The sequence below is a fragment of the Malikia sp. genome, from assembly GCF_028687635.1.
GTDB lineage: Bacteria > Pseudomonadota > Gammaproteobacteria > Burkholderiales > Burkholderiaceae_C > Malikia.
In genome coordinates this window covers 198,859-220,104 of sequence record NZ_JAQTZS010000004.1, presented here as the reverse complement: position 1 = coordinate 220,104, position 21,246 = coordinate 198,859, and the positions used below count along the sequence as shown (strand labels likewise).

16 protein-coding genes and 1 tRNA gene are annotated in these 21,246 nt (G+C 69.3%); 12 read left to right on the top strand and 5 right to left on the bottom strand.

Annotated elements, in window-relative coordinates:
* Window positions 1-5 precede the first annotated feature (5 nt).
* Window positions 6-1,838, bottom strand: coding sequence for an Hsp70 family protein (locus PHR85_RS04875; RefSeq protein WP_300051209.1), 1,833 nt, complete (start codon window positions 1,836-1,838; stop codon window positions 6-8).
* 74 nt (window positions 1,839-1,912) lie between these two features.
* Complete coding sequence (locus tag PHR85_RS04870; RefSeq protein ID WP_300051184.1) at window positions 1,913-2,539, bottom strand: DUF2760 domain-containing protein; 627 nt, start codon at window positions 2,537-2,539, stop codon at window positions 1,913-1,915.
* A 180-nt stretch (window positions 2,540-2,719) separates the two neighbouring features.
* On the opposite strand from PHR85_RS04870, the gene PHR85_RS04865 reads away from it, so the two are divergent.
* From PHR85_RS04865 to PHR85_RS04835, 7 genes are all read left to right on the top strand, one after another.
* Window positions 2,720-2,796 (top strand) — tRNA-Met (locus PHR85_RS04865).
* A gap of 88 nt (window positions 2,797-2,884) precedes the next feature.
* Entirely contained in the window at window positions 2,885-4,030 is a 1,146-nt protein-coding gene (locus tag PHR85_RS04860) for an ABC transporter permease (RefSeq protein ID WP_300051183.1), read from the top strand.
* Window positions 4,027-4,806 (top strand): ABC transporter ATP-binding protein, encoded by a 780-nt coding sequence (locus tag PHR85_RS04855; RefSeq protein ID WP_300051180.1) that lies wholly within the window; start codon window positions 4,027-4,029, stop codon window positions 4,804-4,806. The genes PHR85_RS04860 and PHR85_RS04855 overlap by 4 nt, the downstream gene beginning before the upstream one ends.
* A gap of 6 nt (window positions 4,807-4,812) precedes the next feature.
* Window positions 4,813-5,754: an MlaD family protein gene (locus PHR85_RS04850; RefSeq protein ID WP_300051178.1), complete on the top strand. Its 942-nt coding sequence runs from the start codon at window positions 4,813-4,815 to the stop codon at window positions 5,752-5,754.
* Complete coding sequence (locus PHR85_RS04845) at window positions 5,751-6,440, top strand: ABC-type transport auxiliary lipoprotein family protein (RefSeq protein ID WP_300051176.1); 690 nt, start codon at window positions 5,751-5,753, stop codon at window positions 6,438-6,440. The genes PHR85_RS04850 and PHR85_RS04845 overlap by 4 nt, the downstream gene beginning before the upstream one ends.
* 162 nt (window positions 6,441-6,602) lie before the next feature.
* Entirely contained in the window at window positions 6,603-7,139 is a 537-nt protein-coding gene (locus tag PHR85_RS04840; protein ID WP_300051174.1) for a phasin family protein, read from the top strand.
* Window positions 7,140-7,312: 173 nt separating this feature from the next.
* Window positions 7,313-7,786: a c-type cytochrome gene (locus PHR85_RS04835; RefSeq protein WP_300051171.1), complete on the top strand. Its 474-nt coding sequence runs from the start codon at window positions 7,313-7,315 to the stop codon at window positions 7,784-7,786.
* Window positions 7,787-7,801: 15 nt separating this feature from the next.
* Here the strand turns inward: PHR85_RS04835 and PHR85_RS04830 are convergent, their stop codons facing one another.
* Window positions 7,802-8,320, bottom strand: coding sequence for an Rrf2 family transcriptional regulator (locus PHR85_RS04830; protein ID WP_300051168.1), 519 nt, complete (start codon window positions 8,318-8,320; stop codon window positions 7,802-7,804).
* Window positions 8,321-8,572: 252 nt separating this feature from the next.
* Here PHR85_RS04830 and PHR85_RS04825 point away from each other — a divergent pair, with 252 nt between their 5' ends.
* From PHR85_RS04825 to cysQ, 3 genes are read left to right on the top strand one after another with little or no spacing between them, the layout of a single operon-like run.
* Complete coding sequence (locus tag PHR85_RS04825) at window positions 8,573-9,439, top strand: EamA family transporter (RefSeq protein WP_300051165.1); 867 nt, start codon at window positions 8,573-8,575, stop codon at window positions 9,437-9,439.
* Between the two features lie 59 nt (window positions 9,440-9,498).
* Window positions 9,499-10,539 (top strand): UDP-glucose 4-epimerase GalE, encoded by a 1,041-nt coding sequence (gene galE, locus PHR85_RS04820; protein WP_300051162.1) that lies wholly within the window; start codon window positions 9,499-9,501, stop codon window positions 10,537-10,539.
* A 23-nt stretch (window positions 10,540-10,562) separates the two neighbouring features.
* Window positions 10,563-11,417 carry a 3'(2'),5'-bisphosphate nucleotidase CysQ gene (cysQ, locus tag PHR85_RS04815; RefSeq protein ID WP_300051160.1) on the top strand — a complete coding sequence of 285 codons (855 nt, stop codon included), beginning with the start codon at window positions 10,563-10,565 and terminating at the stop codon, window positions 11,415-11,417.
* Here the strand turns inward: cysQ and hrpA are convergent.
* On the bottom strand, window positions 11,380-15,357 hold the full coding sequence (gene hrpA / locus PHR85_RS04810; protein ID WP_300051157.1) for an ATP-dependent RNA helicase HrpA: 3,978 nt from the start codon (window positions 15,355-15,357) through the stop codon (window positions 11,380-11,382). The genes cysQ and hrpA overlap by 38 nt on opposite strands.
* A gap of 81 nt (window positions 15,358-15,438) precedes the next feature.
* On the opposite strand from hrpA, the gene argA reads away from it, so the two are divergent.
* A complete protein-coding gene (gene argA, locus PHR85_RS04805; RefSeq protein ID WP_300051155.1) occupies window positions 15,439-16,788 on the top strand; it encodes an amino-acid N-acetyltransferase in 1,350 nt (449 codons plus the stop codon).
* A gap of 8 nt (window positions 16,789-16,796) precedes the next feature.
* Complete coding sequence (locus tag PHR85_RS04800) at window positions 16,797-19,571, top strand: C45 family autoproteolytic acyltransferase/hydolase (RefSeq protein WP_300051153.1); 2,775 nt, start codon at window positions 16,797-16,799, stop codon at window positions 19,569-19,571.
* Window positions 19,572-19,590: 19 nt separating this feature from the next.
* Here PHR85_RS04800 and ahpF read toward each other — a convergent pair whose 3' ends face one another.
* Window positions 19,591-21,159, bottom strand: a complete 1,569-nt coding sequence (gene ahpF / locus PHR85_RS04795; protein WP_300051150.1) for an alkyl hydroperoxide reductase subunit F — start codon at window positions 21,157-21,159, stop codon at window positions 19,591-19,593.
* Window positions 21,160-21,246: the final 87 nt, after the last annotated feature.

The following is a 21,246-nucleotide window of genomic DNA, read 5'->3' as shown; positions in this document are numbered from 1 at the left end:
CCGACTCAGTCCGCTGCCTGGGCCGAAGCCTCGGCCCGCACGTCGAGCTCGACCTTCCAGCGCTCGCTGCCACCGACCGGCAGCGCTTCGAGCTCCAATGTACCGGCCTCGGTCACGCGCGCGTGCAGCCGCACCGCGACCACCTCGCCGGCCGAGCGGCCCTCGGCCGGCAGGCTGGCCTCGATCTCCTGCAGCTCGTGCAACTCGTCCGTGCCCCAGAAGTCGAGCAGAGCGCCGACCTGGTCCTGGCGCCGCACGGTCGAGCCGAAGAAGCGAAAGCGCACCGGCTCGCCCACCACCAGGCCGAACTGCTGCTCGGGCAGCGGCGCCTCGGTGCCCTCCTCCATGCCGAAGGGCGCCAGGCACAGCGCCTGCAGCGGCGGCTCGAAGCCCGGAATCGCGGGCATGGAAGACTCGACACCGACGTAATAGGCCTGGGCCGTGCCGCCACGGATGCGCACGCCACGACCGCGCCGCACGTAGCCGTAATAGGCGGCCCCGCGCGCGACCGCCAGATCCAGGTCGGCGCCATCGAGCAGGCGCGCGGGCTGGGCGCTGTCGGCGGCCAGCCAGCCGTTGAGCACGCTGAGCAGACGCTCGGCGATCAGCCCCGACTTGAGCACGCCGCCGTTGAACAGCACCGCGGTCGGGTGCAGGAAGCTCGCGGCCTCGGGCTGCGGCACGCCAAAGCCCTCGATCTGCTCGGTCGCGCCGAGCTGGCGGCTCAGGAAGGCCGCCAGGTGGCGCGTGACCGCCGCATCCTGCGCATAGGGCAGGCCGAGCTGGGTCAGGCCGGCGCGCGCGCGGCTGACCGGCTGGTCCGAGGCCTGCGCCGGCGGGAAGAAGCCTTCCAGCAACAGCTTGCCGAGCTCGGCGCGCGTGACCTCGGTCCGGATGCTGCCGCCGATCAGTTTCGAGCCGCGACTCGGCACCACCACCGCAACGGATTCCAGCGTGGCGTCGGCCAGCAGCGCCTCCTTGGCGCCACGGCAGGCATGGGCCAGCGCGCGGGTCTGCCAGGCGTCGAGCCGGGTGCCCTGCTGCGCCAGCTTGGCCGTCACGCCATAGGCCAGCGCCAGGTCCATGTTGTCGCCACCGAGCAGGATATGGTCACCCACCGCGACCCGGTGCAGTTCGAGCTCGCCGTCGCGCTCGAGCACCGCGATCAGCGACAGGTCGGTGGTGCCGCCGCCGATGTCGACCACCAGGATCACGTCGCCGCGCCGGACCTGCTTGCGCCAGCCGCCCGCGCTCTGCTGGATCCAGCTGTAGAGCGCGGCCTGCGGCTCCTCCAGCAGCGTCGGCTGGCCAAAGCCCGCCAGCCGGGCCGCCTCGGCCGTCAGCTCGCGCGCGACCGGATCGAACGAGGCCGGAATCGTGACCGTGACCTGCTGCTGCTCGAACGGCGCCTCCGGGTGCGCCTGGTTCCAGGCCGCCTTCAGGTGCGACAGGTAGCGCACCGAGGCCTCCAGCGGCGAGACCCGCTCGACCTCGGCCGGCGCCTCGGCCGGCAGGATCGGCCCGCGCCGGTCCACGCCCGGGTGGCACAGCCAGCTCTTGGCGCTGGCGACCAGGCGGATCGGCGTGGCCGCGCCGCGCGAGCGGGCGAATTCGCCGACCGCGTAGGGCTGGCCGGCCACCCAGGGCAGGCCCAGGTCGCCGATTGCCAGCTCGCTCTCGTGCGGCAGATAGAGGAAGGACGGCAGCAGCGGCTTGTCCTCGACCGCGCCGGGGCCGGTCAGCTGCGGGATCTGCAGCACGCCCTGGACCACCTTTTCGCCGTCGCAGGCCTGGGTATCGACCCAGGACAAGGCGCAATGCGTGGTGCCCAGGTCCAACCCGAGGCTGAAGCGCGGCTGGGTGGCTGGCTGATCCGCTGCCGGGGTTGCGGGGTTCTGGTTCGGAGTCGGTTTCACAGCTCGACCTCCGCCTGCGCCAGCACGGTGGCATCGTGGCCCTGGCCCAGCTTGGGCAACCGGGTCTCGCTCGCGCGCCAGCCGCGGTGGCCCAGCGTGCCGGTGAAGGGCGGCTGACCGACCACATGGCCCGTGACGCGCACGGCCGCGGCGTCAAAGCCCGGCTGCAGCGTCAGGCGGCTGCCCTCGGCCTCGGCGCGCACCGGCTCGAAAGTGAAATGCTCGCGCAACACCTTGCGGCAGCCCTCGTGCACGACGCGCGCGGCCGCGCCGATCTCGGCGTCGCCATAGCCCTTGATGTCTTCCTCGATGAAATCGATGAAGCGCGCCTCGCGCTGCAACAGGCCCAGCAGTTGCAAGGCGGCGGTCTCGGGGGCGAGCTGGGACTGTGGGGCCGGCGCGGGCGGCGGCGCGACCGGAGCAGCCGCCACTGGGGCCGCGACCGGGGCTGCGGCAGGCGGCGTGACCGGCGCGGGCGCCGGGGCGACTGGCTGCGCTGCCGGCCAGCCCTCGGCGCGCAGGCGCTGGACATCGGCGGCAAAGCCGGGCTTGGACAGTATCGAGAAGAAGCTGCAGAGGGCCAGCGAGAGGCGGCTCAGCAGTGGAGGATTCGTGGTGCTCATGGAGGGATTTCGTCCGGTTTGAGAGAGGACTCGACCGCAGCGGCGGGCCGGCTGGCGCGCCCTGCCATTGCAGGGCCGCTGGCTCGGCAAGGCTGCGATATTACTCAATGTCGTCCCGGAAAATAAAAATGCGCCGTTGCCGGGATTCCTTCGAATACCAGCGCATAATAGAGCCTCTGACGCGCGGTGGAGCAGCCTGGTAGCTCGTTGGGCTCATAACCCAAAGGTCGCAAGTTCAAATCTTGCCCGCGCAACCAAACATCAAAAGCCCAGCAGTTCTGCGACTGCTGGGCTTTTTGGTTTTCTTGCCCGCTCATCCTGCACGCCAGGTCGTATAGTCGATCCATGCCCGATAGCCCCGCCACCGCACAGGCCAAGCTGATGACCGCCCAGGGCCGGCCGGCGCTGTGCATCAGCGGCGACTGGACCCTGCCGCGCTACGCCGCGCTGGCCGAGCAGATCGAGGCCTTGCGGCCGCTGCTGACAGCCGACATGGCGATCGATGCCTCGGGGCTGGGCGCGCTCGATACCGCCGGGGCCAGCCTGCTGCACGATCTGCTGGGCCTGCAGCGTCTGCGGCAACTCGCGCACGACAACAGCCCGCTGACGCCGGAGCGGCGCAGCCTGATCACCGCCTGCTGCCAGGCCATGCAGGACAGCGAAGCCTCGCCGCCGGGCCTCGGCGGCTACGAGTTCGGTGACCTGCTGGAGCACATGGGCCGCGCGATGCTGGCGTTCTGGCAGCACGCCATCGGCCTGGCGGGCTTCGTCGGGCTCACGATCGAGACCGGGCTGCGTCTGCTCTGGCGGCCCAGGCGCTGGCGCCTGACCGCCTGCGCGGCCCAGCTCGAACGGGTCGGGCTCGACGCGGTGCCCATCGTCGCGCTGCTGAGCTTCCTGGTCGGCGCCGTGGTCGCCTTCCTCGGCGCCACCGTGCTGTCGACCTTTGGCGCCAGCCTCTATACCGTGCACCTGGTCGCCTACGCCTTCCTGCGCGAGCTCGGCGTGCTGCTGGCGGCCATCCTGGTGGCGGGGCGCACCGCCAGCGCCTTCGCGGCCCAGATCGGCTCCATGCGCGCCGACGAGGAGATCGACGCGCTGCGCGTGATGGGGCTCGACCCGGTCGAGCTGCTGGTGCTGCCGCGCGTGCTCGCGCTGCTGGTCGCGCTGCCGATCCTGGGGCTGGTCGCCATGGGCTCGGGTGTAGCGGGCGGCATGCTGGTCTGCGCGCTCAAGCTCGACATCTCGCCCACGATGTTCCTGTCGGTGCTGGAGCAGACCATCGGCCTGCGCCATTTCCTGGTCGGCATCAGCAAGGCCCCGGTGTTCGCCTTCCTGATCGCCGTGATCGGCTGCCTGGAGGGGTTCCGCGTCGCGGGCAGCGCGCAATCGGTCGGCGAGCACACCACCTCGGCCGTGGTGCAGTCGATCTTCGTCGTGATCGTGGTCAACGCCATCGCCGCGCTGTTCTTCATGGAGATGCGCTGGTGAGCGCCGTGATCGAGGTGCGCGGCCTGCGCACCCAGTTCGGCCAGCAGCTGGTGCACGAGGGGCTGGAGCTGGACGTCTGGCGCGGCGAGATCCTGGGCGTGGTCGGCGGCTCCGGCAGCGGCAAGTCGGTGCTGCTGCGCACCCTGGTCGGCCTCAACCGCCCGCAGGCCGGCAGCGTGCGCCTGTTCGGCCAGGACCTGCTCGCGCTGCCAACCGAGCAGCGCCAGGCGCTGGAACGCCGCCTGGGCGTGCTGTTCCAGCAAGGCGCGCTGTTTTCTTCCTTGACCGTGGCCGAGAACGTCGCGCTGCCGCTGATCGAGCACGCCGGTCTGTCGACACGCGACGCGCAGCGGCTGGCCGCGCTCAAGATCGCGCTGGCCGGGCTGCCCGCCGGCGCGGCGGCCAAGTACCCGGCCGACCTCTCGGGCGGCATGATCAAGCGCGCGGCGCTGGCGCGCGCGCTCGCGCTCGACCCCGACATCCTGCTGCTCGACGAACCCACCGCCGGGCTCGACCCGATCGGCGCGGCCGCCTTCGACCAGCTGATCCTGACGCTGCGCGACGCGCTCGGTCTGACCGTCTTCATGGTCACGCATGACCTCGACACGCTGCACGCGATCGCCGACCGCGTCGCGGTGCTGGCCGGCAAGCGCGTGCTCGTGACCGGCACGCTGGAACAGGTGGCCGCCAGCGACGACGCCTGGGTGCGCGACTACTTCCATGGCCCGCGCGGGCGTGCCGCCCTGCGCGGCGACCAGTCACCCTTGAACGGATAGCCAGACATGGAAACCCGAGCCCACCATATCCTGATCGGATGCTTCACGCTGCTGGCCGCCGCCACCCTGCTGGGGGTGATGCTCTGGCTGGGCCAGGCCGGCGGCGACCAGGCCCCGTATCGCTACGACATCCTGTTTCAGGAGCCGGTCTCGGGCCTGTCGCGCGGCAGCAAGGTCGAGTTCAACGGCATCCGCATCGGCGAAGTCACCGAACTGCGGCTCGACCCGCAGGACCCGCAGCGGGTCTACGCCCGGGTCAGCGTCGAGCAGAGCGCCCCGATCCGCACCGACACGAGCGCGCGACTGGTGCTGGCTGGCGTGACCGGAACCTCGTTCATCCGCCTGAGCAGCGGCAACGACGCCAACAGCCGCGAGCTGCGCCCCCCAGGCAGCGCCGTGCCAATCATCAAGGCCACCCCGTCGCAGATCAGCAAGCTGCTCAACCAGGGCGAGGACGCGGTGCTCAACGTCAACGAACTGCTGCTGCAGGTCAGGACCATCGTCTCGACCGAGAACGCCGACAGCATCCGGCGCACGCTGCAGCATGTCGAGCAAGCCAGCGCCACCGTGGCCGAGCAACGCGAGGACCTCGCGCAGGCGATGCGCTCGCTCGCGCTGGCCAGCGAACGCGCCAACGCGGCGCTGGAGCAGGCCAGCCGGCTGATGCTCTCCAGCCAGCGCCTGGTCGACGAACAGGGGGCCCAGACGCTGCAAGGCGCCCAGCGCTCGCTCGCCGCGCTCGAACAGACCCTGCGCAGCGTCGACCAGCTGGTGGTCGACAACCGGGGGACCATCGACAGCGGCCTGCGCGGCCTGTCCGAAATCGGACCGGCACTGGGCGAACTGCGCGCCTCCCTCGCCTCGCTGCGCGCGATCAGCCGCCAGCTCGAAGACAGGCCCGCCGACTTCCTGCTGGGCCGCGAGCCGATCAAGGAATTCCAGCCATGACCCAGACCTGCTACCCCCCCGTCCAGCCCGACGCTAGGCGCCATCACATCTTGCACTGGAGGCACGGCCTGGCACTCGCCGCACTGGCTTGCAGCCTGCTGCCGGGCTGCTCGGTGCTGCCCAAGCCGGCGCCGGTCGAGGTCTTCCTGTTGCCCTCGACCCTGCCGGTGTCTGTCACGCCGCCCCCCGGTGCGGCCCTGCCGGTCCCGATGCCCGCCTCGCTGCGCGTGACGCGGCCGGCCGCCAGCAACCTGCTGGCTGGCCAGCGCATGCTCGTGCAGCCCGAAGGCGACCGGGTCAGTTACTACAAGGGCGCCCAATGGAGCGAGCCGGCCCCGCAGCTGCTGCGCAACCGCCTGCTCGACGCGCTGCGCAGCGACGGCAGGATTGCGACGCTCAGCAGCGACGACCGCATCCTGCAAGCCGATTTCGAGCTCGACGGCGACCTGCGCGCCTTCCAGGGCGTCTACCGGGACGGGCAGGTACAGGTGCTGCTGCGGCTGGACCTGCGCCTGGTGCGTCCCGCCACGCAGCGCATCGTCGCGAGCCGACGCTTCGAGCTGAGCCAGCCGGCCGCCGAGCGCGATCTGCCAGCGGTGGTACGGGCCTTCGGTGACGCCAGCGACCGCCTCGCGCTGCAGGTCGTGGACTGGACGGTCGGACAGATGCTGAACGCATCGCGCTAAAGGCAAGGCGGCTTCGGCACGGGCCCTGGCGGTACAGCGCAAATAAATCTCCCGACCGCAACAGAAACGCTTGGCAAGGCCCGCGCGGGAGGCTTAGAATGAAGCCATGTTGCAGTGCAACATTAAAGTTTTACCCTGATAACCGATACCGAGGCCCAAGCCATGATCAACACCGAACAACTCTTCTCCAGCTACAAGACCAACATCGAACAGATGCTCGCCAGCAATCCGGCCGCTCCCGAGAGCGTCAAGAAGCTGGTCGAACTGAACCTGAAGACCGCCGAGGCCGCCGTTGACGACGCCTCCAAGCTGGCACAGGCCATGACCAGCGCCAAGAACCCGCAGGAACTGATGGACCTGCAGGCTTCGGTGCTCAAGTCGGTCACCGAGCGCACCATGTCGTACAGCCAGAAGCTGGTCGAGATCGTTTCGAGCACCGCCTCCGACGTCAACCTCGGCAAGTTCGCGCAGGGCTTCGGCGGCGCCGGCCAACAGCCCTTCATGGCTGCCTTCGAGAACATGACCAAGTCGGCTCCGGCTGGCACCGAGCCCATGATCGCCGCGATGAAGAACGCCATGTCCGCTGCCACCAGCGCCATGGAAACCATGCAGAAGACCGTGACCCAGGCCACCTCGCAGGCCCAGTCCAGCTTCAACGCCATGACCGGCGCTGCGGCCAAGGGCGGCAAGAACGCCTGAGCTCCCGGCCTGCCAAGCGGTGACGGGTAGCCCCGAAGCCGCTGGATCAGGACGACAGCCCCGACCCCGCTTCCTCACAGGAGCGGGGTTTTCTTTTTGCTTGTGGCCGGACGGCGCTTGGGTGCAGAATGACCTGGACCAAAAACGACGGAACGCCTGCGAGGAGGGCCTGAATGAGAACCGAGTTCGGCAAATGGGGTAAATGGGGGTTGGCGCTCGCTGGCGCGATGCTGCTGCAGGGCTGCGCGCTCGAAATCAGCAATACCCGGCCCGCGCGCGAATTGGCGCGGCTGTTCCAGCCACCGGGATCCGTCTACACCGGCTGGCGGGTCTACCAGGACCGCTGCGCGAGCTGTCACGGCCCGGCTGGAACCGGCGCGGCCGAGGCGCCCAACCTGCTGCCCCTGGTCCACACCATGGGACCGCGCCGCTTCGTCGGGCTGGTGCTGCAGCGCTACGACTGGACGCTGCCGCCGGGGCAGTCGCGCGAGTCCTGGCTGGAGCAGGCGGTGCAACGCCGCGAGGCCACCTTGGCCATGCCGGCCTGGCAGGAAGAGCCCGCCGTCAACGCCCATGTCATGGACCTCTACGCCTACCTGTCGGCGCGCGCCGACGGCAGGCAGGGTCCGGGCCGGCCAGCCCCCTGAGGCCAGGCCCGAGGCTCAGGCCGGCTCTGGCACGGCAGCCCTGGCCCACTGGAAGACCGAGCTCACGCCGTGCGGCAGCATGGGGCGCGGCAACGGCTTGAGCTTGAACGGTCCTTCGGCCACTGTCGGCCTGGGACTGGCCAGGTCGATGGAGGACGCCACCTCCAGCAGGCTCACGGCCTGGCAGGCACGCCGGAAGCTGTCGTGCAGCGCGGCCTCCACCCCGGCGAAGGCATCGGACGGGCGCGGGGCAGGATCGGCGTCTTCCGGCTCCTGGTAGATCCGGACGACATCCCACAGGCTGACGCCACGCGGATCACGAAACAGGGCGGCGTTGAATTGGTAGCCGCCACCCGGGCCACGATGGGCCACCAGCAAGCCATGCTCGCGCAGATCGCGCACCAGCACTTCCAGATAGCCGACGGACATGCCCAGCGTGTCGGACATTTCCTTGACGGTCACCGGCTTGCCGGGCGTACGCGAAGCCACCAGAACGGCGGCTTCCACAGCCTTGATAACTTTTCTGGAGATCATGATTCAACCCTGCTCGTATATGGACTGGGGCCTATTTTCCCTCACAAAACCCACTTTGTCCTAGACAAATTGGGGGATTTTTAGAAATCGCTGATCATTGCCCCCATGAAGCAACCGGTGCGACGCACCGCTGCGCCTGGGCCAGGCCCGGTGCCAGCCAGCGCCGGACTGCGTTTATGCTCTTGCGGCATTGCAGCTCGCGCCAGGCCGATCTGGCGTCCTGCGTCCCCACCTTCCCCCCGAAAGCCTGAATTGAGTTTCCCCCTGCGTCCCGTCGCGGCCCTGACGGGCTCACTGATTTCGCTTTGCGTGGGCACATCCTTCGCCAAGGGACTGTTCCCGCCGCTCGGACCTGCCGGCGCCACCGCCTACCGCCTGTTCTTCGCGGCGCTGCTGATGGCGGCACTGATGCGGCCCTGGCGCAGGCGCTGGACTCGGACCGATCTGCCCATGCTGGGCCTGTTCGGCGCCGCGCTCGGTCTGATGAACCTGCTGTTCTACTGCTCGCTGGCGACCATACCGCTGAGCCTGGCGATCGCCATCGAGTTCTCGGGACCGCTGGCGGTCGCACTCTGGGGGGCGCGCAAGCCCAGCGACTGGTGCTGGATCGCGCTGGCACTGGCAGGCCTGGGCCTGCTGCTGCCCCTGCCTGGGCTGGAACAGGCGGCCGCACTGGACCCGGTGGGCGTGGCCTACGCGCTCTCGGGTGGACTGTGCTGGGCCGGCTACATCATTTATGGTCAGCGAGCGGCTAGGCGCCACGGCCAGATGGCGGCGCCCATGGGTCTGGCCATCGCGGCGCTGGTCGTCGCGCCGGTCGGAATCCTGCAGGCTGGTCCCGCCCTGCTGGATGCCAGCCTGCTGCTGCAGGGCCTGGGCGTGGGCCTGCTGGCCAGCGCCATCCCCTACACGCTCGAAGTCTACGCACTGGGCCGTCTGCCCAAGCCGGTGTTCAGCATGCTGCTGAGCATGGAACCAGCGGTGGGGGCCATGGCGGGCTGGCTCATCCTGTCCGAGCGGCTCTCGCCCGTCCAGCTGCTGGCCGTGGCCTGCGTGATCACGGCCGCCATGGGCAGCGCCTGGTCTGCCGGCCAGATGCGCAAGAAAAATCCGGCTTGATCGGTGGCATGCCGACGCCACGCCCACTTCCAGTCAGAATGACGGGCGATAATCCCGCCATGAACCCGATTCCACACAACCCAGGCCAGATACTCGTCACCGGCGGCGCCGGCTACATCGGATCGCACACCACGCTGGCGCTGCTGCAGGCCGGCCACGAGGTGGTGGTGCTCGACAACCTGTGCAACAGCTCGGCCGAGTCGCTGCGCCGCGTCACCGAGATCGCCGGCCGCCAGCCGCGATTCGTGCAGGGCGACATCCGCGACCGCGCGTTGCTCGACCGCCTGTTTGCCGAGCAGCAGATCAGCGCGGTGCTGCATTTCGCCGGCCTCAAGGCCGTGGGCGAGAGCGTGCGCGAGCCGCTGGCCTACTACGAGAACAACGTGGCCGGCACCGTGACGCTGTGCCAGGCCATGGCGGCAGCCGGCGTGTATCGGCTGGTGTTCAGCAGCTCGGCCACCGTCTATGGCGAGCCGACCGTGATGCCGATCAGCGAGCAACAGCCGACCGGCGTCCCCACCAACCCCTACGGCCGCTCCAAGCTGATGGTCGAGGAGCTGCTGCGCGACCTGGCCCGGTCGGAGCCACGCTGGGCGATCGCGCTGCTGCGCTACTTCAACCCGGTCGGCGCCCACGAGAGCGGCCTGATCGGCGAGGACCCCAACGGCATCCCGAACAACCTGCTGCCCTATGTGGCCCAGGTCGCGGTCGGCAAGTTGAAGGAACTCGCGGTGTTCGGCGACGACTACCCGACGCCCGACGGCACCGGCGTGCGCGACTACATCCATGTGGTCGATCTGGCCGATGGCCACCTCAAGGCGCTGCGGGCCTTGGCGACCGAGGGCGGCGTGCGGACCTGGAACCTGGGCACCGGCCAGGGCTACAGCGTGCTCGAGATGGTGCGTGCCTTCGAGCAGGCCTCGGGCCGACCGGTGCCGTTCCGGATCGCGCCGCGCCGCCCGGGCGACATCGCCGAATGCTGGGCCGACCCCGCCAAGGCGGCGCGCGAGCTGGGCTGGCGGGCCGGGCGTGGGCTGGACCAGATGATGCGCGACGCCTGGCGCTGGCAACTGGGCAACCCGAATGGCTACGCCGCCTGAAGCGGCGGCACTGGTCAACCGGCATGACAAGCCAGAACACAGCTGATCCGCCAGCCCGGCCCGGGTTCGGCGAACTGCTCGAATCGGTCGCAACCGTGGTGCTGGAAGCCGGCCGCCTCGTCATGGCGGTGTATGCGCGCGACTTCGCCGTCGCAGCCAAGGATGACGCCTCGCCCGTGACCGAGGCCGACCAGCTTGCAGAGGCGCTGATCACGCCGGTGCTGCTTGCCCTGCTGCCGGGCGTTGCGGTGGTGGCCGAGGAAGCCGCGGCGGCCGGACAGGCGCCAGCGGCCAGCGAGCTCGGCCCGCGCTTCTGGCTGGTCGACCCGCTCGACGGCACGCGCGAGTTCATCCAGCGCAATGGCGAGTTCACCGTCAACGTGGCGCTGATCGAGCACGGCCGGCCGGTGCTGGGCGTGGTGCTGGCACCAGCCTTGGGTCAGCTCTACGCGGGCGCGGCGGGCCTGGGTGCCTTCACCCAGGCCGGGGACGATGCCAGCACGCGGCAAGCGATCTCATGCCGGGCGCAACCGGCCGAGGGCCTGACCGTGCTGGCCAGCCGCTCGCATGGCGACCAGGCGGCGCTGAACGCCTACCTGGCGGGCCAGCAGCGCGTGGCCCGGATCATCCACGCGGGCTCCTCGCTCAAGCTCTGCCTGCTGGCCGCTGGCGAGGCCGACCTCTACCCGCGCCTGGGCCGCACGATGGAGTGGGACATCGCGGCTGGCCAGGCGGTACTGGAAGCCGCTGGCGGCCGGGTCGAGGACCTGCAGGGCCAGCCGCTGCGCCACGGCAAGCCGGGCTTCGAAAACCCGAACTTCGCGGCCTGGGGCCGGGCGATCAGCCCAGCTGGGCCCAGACCTTCTCCAGCCGCTTGACGCTGACGGGCTGGGGCGTGCGCAGCTCCTGGGCAAAGAAGCTCACGCGCAATTCCTCCAACAGCCAGCGCAGCTCGTTCATGCGCTCGTCCTGCACCCCCTTGCGCTCGGCGACCAGGCGCCAGTAGCGCTGCTCTTGCGACCGGATCTCGGCCAGGCGTGACGCATCGCGCGCGGGGTCGGCGCGGTACTTGTCCAGCCGCAGCACGATGGCCTTGAGGTAGCGCGGGACATGCTGCAGCTGCAACCAGGGCGAATCGGCCAGGAAGCGCTTGGAGATCAGGCGCTGCAGCTGCTGACTGGCGTCGGCCACTGCCTCGGGCGCGTACTTGCAGTCCTTCAGCTTGCGCGCCGCCGCCGCGTAATCGACCAGCACGGTGGCGCACAGGCGCGCGACCTCGTTGGCGATCAGCGTCAGCCGGCCACGCCCTTCGTCGAGACGGCGCTTGAAGTCGGCCGCGTTGGCCGGCAACGGATCGAGCAGGAAGGCGCGGTCGATCGCGACACCGATGATCTGCTCGCGCAATTCCTCCTGCGTGCCCAGGGCCATGTAGGCCACCGCCATCTTCTGCAAGTCGGGGATGTTCTTTTCCAGATACTTGAGCGCGTCGCGGATCTGCAAGGCGAACAGGCGGCGCAGGCCGGCGCGGTGTTTCCTGGCCGCGACCTCGGGCTCGTCGAAGACCTCGATCGTGACCGCGTCTGCGGCATCGATCAGCGCCGGGAAGCCGATCAGGGTCTGGCCGCCCTTGCGGATCTCCATGATCTCGGGCCAGTCACCGAAGGTCCAGGCGGTGTGGCGCTGGGCGGCGTCAGTGGCCGGCTGTGCCACAGCACCTGCCTGGCCTTGACCAGCGGCCTTGGGCTGCGGGACGGCCCTGTCGGCGACTTTTGCGGCTTTTTCGGCATTGGCAGCGTTGGCGCCCGCCTCGCCCGCCCCCAGATCCGCCACCTTGAGCTTGGCCAGCGCCTGGAAGGCGCCGCGCGCCTTGGCGCCGAGCTCGGCCTTCAGGGCCGGCAGGTTGCGGCTCTGGCCGAGCTGGCGGCCATGCTCGTCGACCACGCGCAGGTTCATGAACTGGTGCGACTGCAGCATGTCGAGCTTGAAGTCGGTGCGCTTGACATCGAGGCTGGTGATCCGTTTGACCTCCTTCAGCAGCGCATCGGTCAGCGATCCTTGCGCCCAGCGCTCAGGCGCGCTCAGGATGGCAGCCAGCTTCTCGGCGCTGTCGGGCAGCGGCACCAGCCGGGCGCGCGGCTTTTGCGGCAGGCTTTTCAGCAGGGCCTGGATCTTGTCCTTGAGCATGCCGGGCACCAGCCACTCGCAACGGTCCTCGCTGACCTGGTTCAGCACGAACAGCGGCAGGCTGACGGTGATGCCGTCCTTGGGGTCGCCAGGCTGGTGCAGGTAGCTCGCGCTGCAATCGACGCCGCCGATCTTGACCAGCTTGGGGAAGGCCTGGGTCGTGATGCCGGCGGCCTCGTGCCGCATCAGCTCGTCGCGCGTGAGGTGCAGCAGCTTCGGCTGGCCCCGGGACGCCTCGCGGTACCAGAGTTCGAGCTCGCGCCCGCTGCAGACCTCGGGTGGCAGTTGCGCGTCGTAGAAGGCGAAGATCAGCGGGTCATCGACCAGCACATCCTGGCGGCGCGACTTGTGTTCGAGCTCCTCGACCTGGGCGATCAGCTTGCGGTTGGCGGCCAGGAACGGCAGCCGCGTCTCCCATTCCTGCCCGACCAGGCCCTCGCGGATGAAGATCTCGCGCGCGCCGACCGGATCGACCCGGCCGTAGTTCAGACGGCGCTGGCTGTAGACCACCAGGCCGTAGAGGGTGGCGCGCTCGTAGGCGACGACCTCGGCCGCCTTCTTCTCCCAGTGCGGGTCGAGCAGCTGTTTCTTCAGCAGATGGGCGCCGACCTGCTCCAGCCATTGCGGCTCGATCGCGGCGATGCCACGGCCGAACAGGCGCGCGGTCTCGACCAGTTCGGCGCAGACGATCCAGCGCCCGGGCCGCTTGCTCAGGTGCGCGCCCGGGTGGCGGTGGAACTTGATGCCGCGCGCGCCCAGATAGACCTCCTCGGTTTCGTGCTTGCAGCCGATGTTGCCGAGCAACCCCGACAGCATCGACAGGTGCAGCTGCTCGTAGCTGGCCGGCGTGCTGTTGAGCTTCCAGCCATGCTCGGCCACCACGGTGTGGAGCTGGCTGTGGATGTCGCGCCACTCGCGCACGCGCCGCATGCTGACGAAGTTCTGCCGCAGCAGCGCCTCGTACTGGCGGTTCGACAGCTTGTGGGTGGCCGCCATCTTGCCGCCGCGCGCCTCCTCGATCCAATGCCAGAGCTTGAGGTAGCTGGTGAACTCGCTCTTCTCGTCGTCGAACTTGGCGTGCGCCTGGTCGGCCTGGGCCTGGGCTTCGAGCGGGCGCTCGCGCACGTCCTGCACGCTGAGCGCGGAGGCGATGATCAGCACCTCGTCGAGGGCGTTGCGGCTCCTGGCCTCCAGGATCATGCGGCCCACGCGCGGGTCGAGCGGCAGCTTGGCCAGCTCGGCGCCCAGCGTGGTGAGTTCGTTGAGGTCGTCGACCGCGCCGAGCTCGTTGAGCAGCTGGTAGCCGTCGGTGATCGCACGCCGGGTCGGTGCCTCCAGGAACGGGAAGTCCTCGACATGACCCAGGTGCAGCGACTTCATGCGCAGGATCACCGAGGCCAGCGACGATCTCAATATCTCGGGATCGGTGAAGCGCGGCCGCCCGTTGAAGTCGGCCTCGTCGTAGAGCCGGATGCAGATGCCGTCGGCCACCCGGCCGCAGCGGCCGGCGCGCTGATTCGCCGCCGCCTGACTGATCGGCTCGACCAGCAGCTGCTCGACCTTGCTGCGCAGGCTGTAGCGCTTGACGCGCGCGGTGCCGGCGTCGATCACGTAGCGGATGCCCGGCACGGTCAGCGAGGTCTCGGCCACGTTGGTCGCCAGCACGATGCGGCGCTGGCCGTGCGGCTTGAAGATCTGGTCCTGCTCGGCCGCGCTCAGGCGCGCGAACAGCGGCAGCACCTCGGCGCTGCGCAGCACCGGCTGGTGGCTCAAATGCTTGCGCAGATGGTCGGCCGCCTCGCGGATCTCGCGCTCGCCGGGCAGGAAGATCAGGATGTCGCCGGCCAGCGCCCCGCCGCGCCAGAGCTCGTCGACCCCGTCGGCGATCGCCTCGTTGAGGCCGTAGTCGCGGCTGTCCTCGAACGGGCGGTAGCGCTGCTCCACGGGGAAGGTCCGACCCGAGACCATGATCACCGGCGCCGGACCCTTGGCGGACTCGAAATGGCGCGCGAAGCGGTCGGCGTCGATCGTGGCCGAGGTCACGATCACCTTCAGGTCGGGTCGACGGGGCAGGATCTGCTTGATGTAGCCGAGCAGGAAGTCGATGTTGAGGCTGCGCTCGTGCGCCTCGTCGATGATCAGCGTGTCGTAGGCCTGCAGCAGCGGATCGGTCTGGGTCTCGGCCAGCAGGATGCCGTCGGTCATCAGCTTGACCGAGGCGTTCTTGCCGAGACGGTCGTGGAAGCGCACCTTGTAGCCGACCACCTCGCCCATCTGGGTCCTGAGCTCCTCGGCGATGCGGGTCGCGACCGAGCTGGCCGCGATCCGGCGCGGCTGGGTGTGGCCGATCAGCTGGGGCCGCTGCCCACGCTGTCCACGCGCCGGGCGACGATCGCCAGCAGCGTTGGCCGCCGCCGCCGCCCGGCCCTCGGCGCTGGCGAGCGCCTGGCGCCGCGCCTGCCCGCCGCGCCCCATGGCCAGCGCGATCTTGGGCAGCTGGGTGGTCTTGCCCGAGCCGGTCTCGCCGCAGACGATGACGACCTGATGACCGGCGATGGCGGCCTCGATCTCGTGGCGGCGCGCCGACACTGGCAGGGATTCTGGGAACTCGATGGTGAAAGAGGCGGACTGCAAGTGGCAAACTTCCGTGGGATGCGAAACCCTCGATTATCCTAAAGGGTCGCCACCCGCGCCCGCGCGCTCCACATTCACCGCATGTCCAACGTATTCAACTTCACTTTCGTGCCCTGGTTCCGCTCGGTGGCACCCTATATCCACAAGTTCCGCAACCAGACCTTCGTGGTCGGGATACCGGGCGAGGCGATCGCCGCCGGCAAGCTGCCCAACCTGGCGCAGGACCTGGCGCTGATCCAGAGCATGGGCGTGCGCCTGGTGCTGGTGCACGGCTTTCGGCCGCAGGTCAACGAACAGCTGGCGACCAAGGGCCAGAGCGCGAAATACCACCACGGCATCCGCATCACCGACAGCGTGGCGCTCGACTGCGCGCAGGAAGCCGCCGGCCAGCTGCGCTACGAGATCGAGGCCGCCTTCAGCCAGGGCCTGCCCAACACGCCGATGGCCGGCGCCACGGTGCGGGTGATCTCGGGCAACTTCATCACCGCGCGCCCGGTCGGCATCATCGACGGCGTGGACTACCAGCACTCGGGGCTGGTGCGCAAGGTCGACGTGCAGGGCATCGCGCGCACGCTCGACATGGGCGCGCTGGTGCTGCTGTCGCCGTTCGGCTTCTCGCCCACCGGCGAGGCCTTCAACCTCGGCATGGAGGAGGTCGCCACCAGCGTGGCGATCGCGCTGAAGGCCGACAAGCTGCTGTTCCTGAGCGAGGTGCCCGGCATCCGCATGCGGCCGAACGAGCCCGCCAGCGAGGACAACCCCATCGACACCGAGCTGCCGCTGGCGCAGGCGGTGCGGATCCTGGCCGAGTCGCCGCGCGCGCTGCAGCCGACCGACACGGCGTTCTACCTGCAGCATTGCGTCACCGCCTGCAAGGCCGGGGTCGAGCGCAGCCACATCATCCCGTTCGCGGTCGACGGCGCGCTGCTGCTGGAGGTCTATGTGCACGACGGCATCGGCACCATGCTGGTCGATGAGCGGCTGGAGGAACTGCGCGAGGCGACGGCCGACGACGTCGGCGGCATCCTGCAGCTGATCGAGCCGTTCGAGAAGGACGGTACCCTGGTCAAGCGCAACCGCACCGAGATCGAGCGCGACATCGGCCACTACACCATCGTCGAGCACGATGGCGTGATCTTCGCCTGCGCCGCGCTCTACCCCTACCCCGAGGCCGGCACCGGCGAGATGGCCGCCGTGACGGTCTCGCCCCAGGTACAGGGCCAGGGCGACGGCGAGAAGCTGCTCAGGCGCATCGAGCAGCGCGCCCGCCTCATGGGACTCAAGAGCATCTTCGTGCTGACCACCCGCACCATGCACTGGTTCCTCAAGCGTGGCTTCGAGCAGGTCGACCCCGACTGGCTGCCCGAGGCGCGCAAGCTCAAGTACAACTGGGACCGCAAGTCGATGGTGCTGGTCAAGAAGCTGAGCTGAGCCCCGCGATGGCCAGTCAATCCTTCTGCAAGTTTCAATCGACCCGGCCTGGGCTGGCGGCCGCCCTGGCGCTGCTGTGCTGGCTCGGGACGGTGGGCCAGGCCACGGCGCAAGGCATCGACCCGCGCGCCGTGCAACGCTGGCAGGCCGGCTGGCGCCATCCGCAAGCGGGCTGGACGGTCGTGCATATCCAGGGCGAGCCCTACGAGCGCGGGCGGCAGCATGGCCATCTGCTGGCGCACGAGATCGCGAGCTACATCGACGCGCTGTCGCGCTACTGGGGACCCGAAGCGCCGCGCCAGGCCTGGGAGCACAACCGCCGGCTGTCGAACGCCATGTTCCTGCGCGGCTTCACGCAGGAACAGCTGCAGGAGATGAAGGGCATCGCCGACGGCGCCGCCGCCGAGGGCGCGACCGTCCACGGCCGGCCGGTCGAGCTGGCCGACATCGTGACGATCAACTCGAGCAACGAGATCGACACGCTCGACGACGCGCTCACGGCCACGCCGACCGGACTCGAAGGCCTGCGCGGTTCGCCCAGCGCGGAGCGCAAGCAGGCCTCGGCCGCGCAGCCACGCAAGAAGAAGCCGCTGCGCTGCAACGCCTTCGCCGCCATCGGCCCCGCGACGCGCGACGGCAAGCTGGTGTTCGGCCACATCACGATGTACGACCTGTATCCGGCCAACCACTACAACGTCTGGATGGAGGTCAGGCCCAGCCAGGGCTACCGCTTCGTGATGCAGACCACGCCGGGCGGCATGCACAGCGGCATGGACTACTCGATCAACGAGGCCGGCCTGCTGCTGAGCGAGACCACGCTCGATCAGGGGCCGCTGGCCCCGGCGGGCGTGTCGCTGGCCTCGCGCATCCGGCAGGCGCAGCAATACGCCGACAGCATCGACAGCGCGGTCGAGATCCTGGGGCGCGACGGCAACGGCCTGGTGAGCACGGAATGGATACTGGCCGACATCCGGCGCAACGAGATCGCGCTGCTGACCCTGGGCACCCACCAGCGCGTGCTGCGCCGCAGCAGCCGCAACGAGTGGCTGGCCGGCGCCGAGGGCTTCTACTGGAGCGACAACAACATCAAGGACCGCGCGGTCCGACTGGAGACCGCCGGTGCGCTCGACGGTCGCCCCTCGGCGGCCGCCGTCTACGAGCCATCCAAGCGCGACGCCGTCTGGCTGCGCATGTACGAGCAGAGCAAGGGGGCGATCGACCTCGACTTCGCCCGCCGCATGCTGAGCACGCCCGAGATCGTCTCGGCCTATGCCGTCGACGCCAAGTACACCGATGCGACGCTGGCGGCCGGCTTCCAGACCTGGGCCTCGTTCGGGCCGCCGGTCGGCGCGATCTGGCAGCCCAGCGTCAAGGAGCAGATGCAGTTCCCCGGCATCAAGCCGTTGATCCACAACCCCTGGACCCGGCTCGGCGTCAACCCGCCACCAGCCCAGCCGCCCGACGAGGAGCCGGCCGTTGATCTCCAGCCCCCGCAGCGGCCGCTGGCGCACAAGGCCAGCGCCAGCGACCGGCTGCGCGACCCGCCCGCCTGGCAAGGCACGCTGCTGCCGGCGGGCGACGCCGACATCTGGCTCGCGACCGGCTTCGCCAACTACGAGCGCATCGTCGCGCTCGAGCACCGGCTCCGGCGTGAAGCGGCGGATGGCACGCTGCCGGAGGAAGCACTCGACGAAATCGCGGTCGAGATCGCCTACTACCGCTCGCAATACGAGCTCGGCGTGCGCGCCGGACGGGATGTCCCGCTCGCGCAGACCCAGTCCAGCTACCGGGACCAACAGTGGTATCGGGTCGCGACCGGCAAGGGCGTGCTGCTGCTGCACACCCTGCGCGGCATCGTCGGGGCCGAGGTCTTCGACCAGGCCATGGACGAGTTCGGCCGCCAGCATGCCGGCCAGCCGGTGACGGGTCGCGACTTCGAGCGCTTCCTGCAAGGCCGCACCGACCAGGCGCTGGGGCCGGTGTTCGACTGGTGGCTCCATCGGACCGGACTGCCGCGCCTGGGCCTGCTGGGCACCAAGGTCGCCCGCAGCGGCAAGGGCTGGCAGACCACCGTCGAACTCGACGGCTCCCGGCTGGGACCGGCGCTCTCGGTGCCCGTCACGGTCGAGACCGATGACGGCGAGGTCACGCGCGAGTTCCTGGTCTCGGGTCCGCGCAGGACCGTCACGCTGGCGACCACTCAGCGACCTACCCGCGTCACCGTCGACAAGTACGGCACCACCGCGCGCGACAATGGCTCGCCCTTCACCATCCTGACGCTCGACGACGAGCTCGAACAGGTGCTGATCGTCGCCGGCACGCGGGACGAGGCCACCGGCAACCTCGAGGCCGCCAAGCTGCTGCAGCAATCGCTGCGCCGGCGCGAGCACAATGTGCTGCCCCGGCTCTTGACCGACCGCGAGGTGAGCGAGGAGGATCTGCGCCGCCACCACCTGCTGCTGGTCGGACGGCCAGCGACCAACTCGCTCACGGCCCGGCTGGCCGGTCAGCTGCCGGTCGGCTTCGGCCCGCAGTCGTTCGAGGTGCGCGAGGAGCGCTACGCCCACCCGGAAAGCGCGGTCATCGCCGCCGGCGACAACCCATTCAACCCGCGCTACTCGGTGGTCGTGGTCGCGGGCCTGAGCAGCCTGGGCACCTGGCAGGTCATGTCGCGCTTCATGGACGAGCAGCTGAGCTACGCGCCGGTCGTCGTGCTGCCGCACGGGCGTGACGACGACAGCCTGGTGCCGCCGCTGGCCGAACTCACGCGCGAGCTCGACTGAGCGCCGACCGGACGCTATATCAGGCCGCTGCCGGAATCCGGATCAGGTGATCGAAGGCCGACAGGGCCGCCTTGGCGCCCTCGCCCGCCGCGATCACGATCTGCTTGTACGGCACCGTGGTGCAGTCGCCGGCCGCGAACACGCCCGGCAGGCTGGTGTGGCCCTTGGCGTCGATCACGATCTCGCCGAAGCGGGACAGCTCAAGCGTGCCCTTGAGCCACTCGGTGTTGGGCACCAGGCCGATCTGCACGAAGATGCCTTCCAGCGGCACCAGGTGTTCCACCTCGGTCGCGCGGTCCTTGTACTTGATGCCGTTGACCTTGGCTCCGTCGCCGGTGATCTCGGTGGTCTGGGCGTTGGTCAGGATGGTAACGTTTGGCAGACTCTTGAGCTTGGCCACCAGCACGGCGTCGGCCTTGAGCTGGTCGGCGAACTCGATCAGCGTCACATGGGCCACGATGCCTGCCAGGTCGATCGCCGCCTCGACCCCTGAGTTGCCACCACCGATCACCGCCGTGCGTTTGCCCTTGAACAGCGGGCCGTCGCAATGCGGACAGTAGGCCACGCCCTTGTTCTTGTATTCCTGCTCGCCGGGGACGTTGACGTTCCTCCAGCGCGCGCCGGTCGACAACACCACGCTGCGGCTGCGCAGCACGCCGCCGTTGGCCAGCTCGACCTGGATCAGGCCGCCCTCGGTCTCGGCCGGCAGCAGCTTGACCGCATGCTGCAGGTTCATGACATCGACGCCGTAATGGCGCACCTGGGCTTCGAGCGCGGCGGCGAACCTGGGGCCGTCGGTCTCAAGCACCGAGATGTAGTTCTCGATCGCCATCGTGTCGTTGGTCTGGCCACCCATGCGCTCGGCGGCCACGCCGGTGCGGATGCCCTTGCGCGCCGCATAGACCGCGGCGGCCGCGCCAGCCGGGCCACCGCCGACGATCAGCATGTCGTAGGGGGCCTTCTCGCTGAGCTTGGCGGCCTCGCGCGCGGCCGAGCCGGTGTCGAGCTTGGCGACGATCTCTTCCAGCGTCATGCGACCCGCGCCGAACACCTCGCCGTTGAGGAGCACCATCGGCACGGCCATGACCTGGCGCTGCTCGACCTCGGCCTGGAAGGCGCCGCCCTCGATCACCGTGGTCCTGACCTTGGGGTTCAGGATCGCCATCAGGCTCAAGGCCTGCACCACGTCCGGGCAGTTGTGGCAGCTCAGCGACATATAGACCTCGAACTCGAAGTCGCCGTCGAGCGCCTGGATCTGCTCCTGCACCGCCTGCTCGGCCTTCGGGGGATGGCCACCGGCCCACAGCAGCGCCAGCACCAGCGAGGTGAATTCATGGCCCAGCGGCAGGCCGGCGAAACGCAGGTTCAGGCTGCCATCGGGACGCTGGAGGGCAAAAGAAGGCTTGCGTGCGTCCTGGCCATCGAGGCGCAGGCTGATCTTGTCGGCGCGCAGGCCCTGGATGGTTTCGAGCAGCTCGCGCATCTGCCGCGCGGTCTCGCTGCCATCGAGCGAGGCCACCAGCTCGAACGGCAGGGTCACGCGCTCCAGGTAAGCGGCTAACTGGGTCTTGAGTGCTTGATCGAGCATGGCGATACCTTTTTAATTTGATAAATTTACAGAAATGAAAAAGCCGGACGGCAGGGCAGAAAAATCCCTGTCGCAGTCCGGCTTCGG

What these genes read in the sequence shown, in the direction of transcription:
- PHR85_RS04870 (WP_300051184.1), bottom strand. Translation starts at nt 2,539, where the DNA reads ATGAGCACCACGAATCCTCCACTGCTGAGCCGCCTCTCGCTGGCCCTC.
- PHR85_RS04860 (WP_300051183.1), top strand. Translation starts at nt 2,885, where the DNA reads ATGCCCGATAGCCCCGCCACCGCACAGGCCAAGCTGATGACCGCCCAG.
- PHR85_RS04850 (WP_300051178.1), top strand. Translation starts at nt 4,813, where the DNA reads ATGGAAACCCGAGCCCACCATATCCTGATCGGATGCTTCACGCTGCTG.
- PHR85_RS04845 (WP_300051176.1), top strand. Translation starts at nt 5,751, where the DNA reads ATGACCCAGACCTGCTACCCCCCCGTCCAGCCCGACGCTAGGCGCCAT.
- PHR85_RS04840 (WP_300051174.1), top strand. Translation starts at nt 6,603, where the DNA reads ATGATCAACACCGAACAACTCTTCTCCAGCTACAAGACCAACATCGAA.
- PHR85_RS04835 (WP_300051171.1), top strand. Translation starts at nt 7,313, where the DNA reads ATGAGAACCGAGTTCGGCAAATGGGGTAAATGGGGGTTGGCGCTCGCT.
- PHR85_RS04830 (WP_300051168.1), bottom strand. Translation starts at nt 8,320, where the DNA reads ATGATCTCCAGAAAAGTTATCAAGGCTGTGGAAGCCGCCGTTCTGGTG.
- galE (WP_300051162.1), top strand. Translation starts at nt 9,499, where the DNA reads ATGAACCCGATTCCACACAACCCAGGCCAGATACTCGTCACCGGCGGC.
- cysQ (WP_300051160.1), top strand. Translation starts at nt 10,563, where the DNA reads ATGACAAGCCAGAACACAGCTGATCCGCCAGCCCGGCCCGGGTTCGGC.
- argA (WP_300051155.1), top strand. Translation starts at nt 15,439, where the DNA reads ATGTCCAACGTATTCAACTTCACTTTCGTGCCCTGGTTCCGCTCGGTG.
- PHR85_RS04800 (WP_300051153.1), top strand. Translation starts at nt 16,797, where the DNA reads ATGGCCAGTCAATCCTTCTGCAAGTTTCAATCGACCCGGCCTGGGCTG.
- ahpF (WP_300051150.1), bottom strand. Translation starts at nt 21,159, where the DNA reads ATGCTCGATCAAGCACTCAAGACCCAGTTAGCCGCTTACCTGGAGCGC.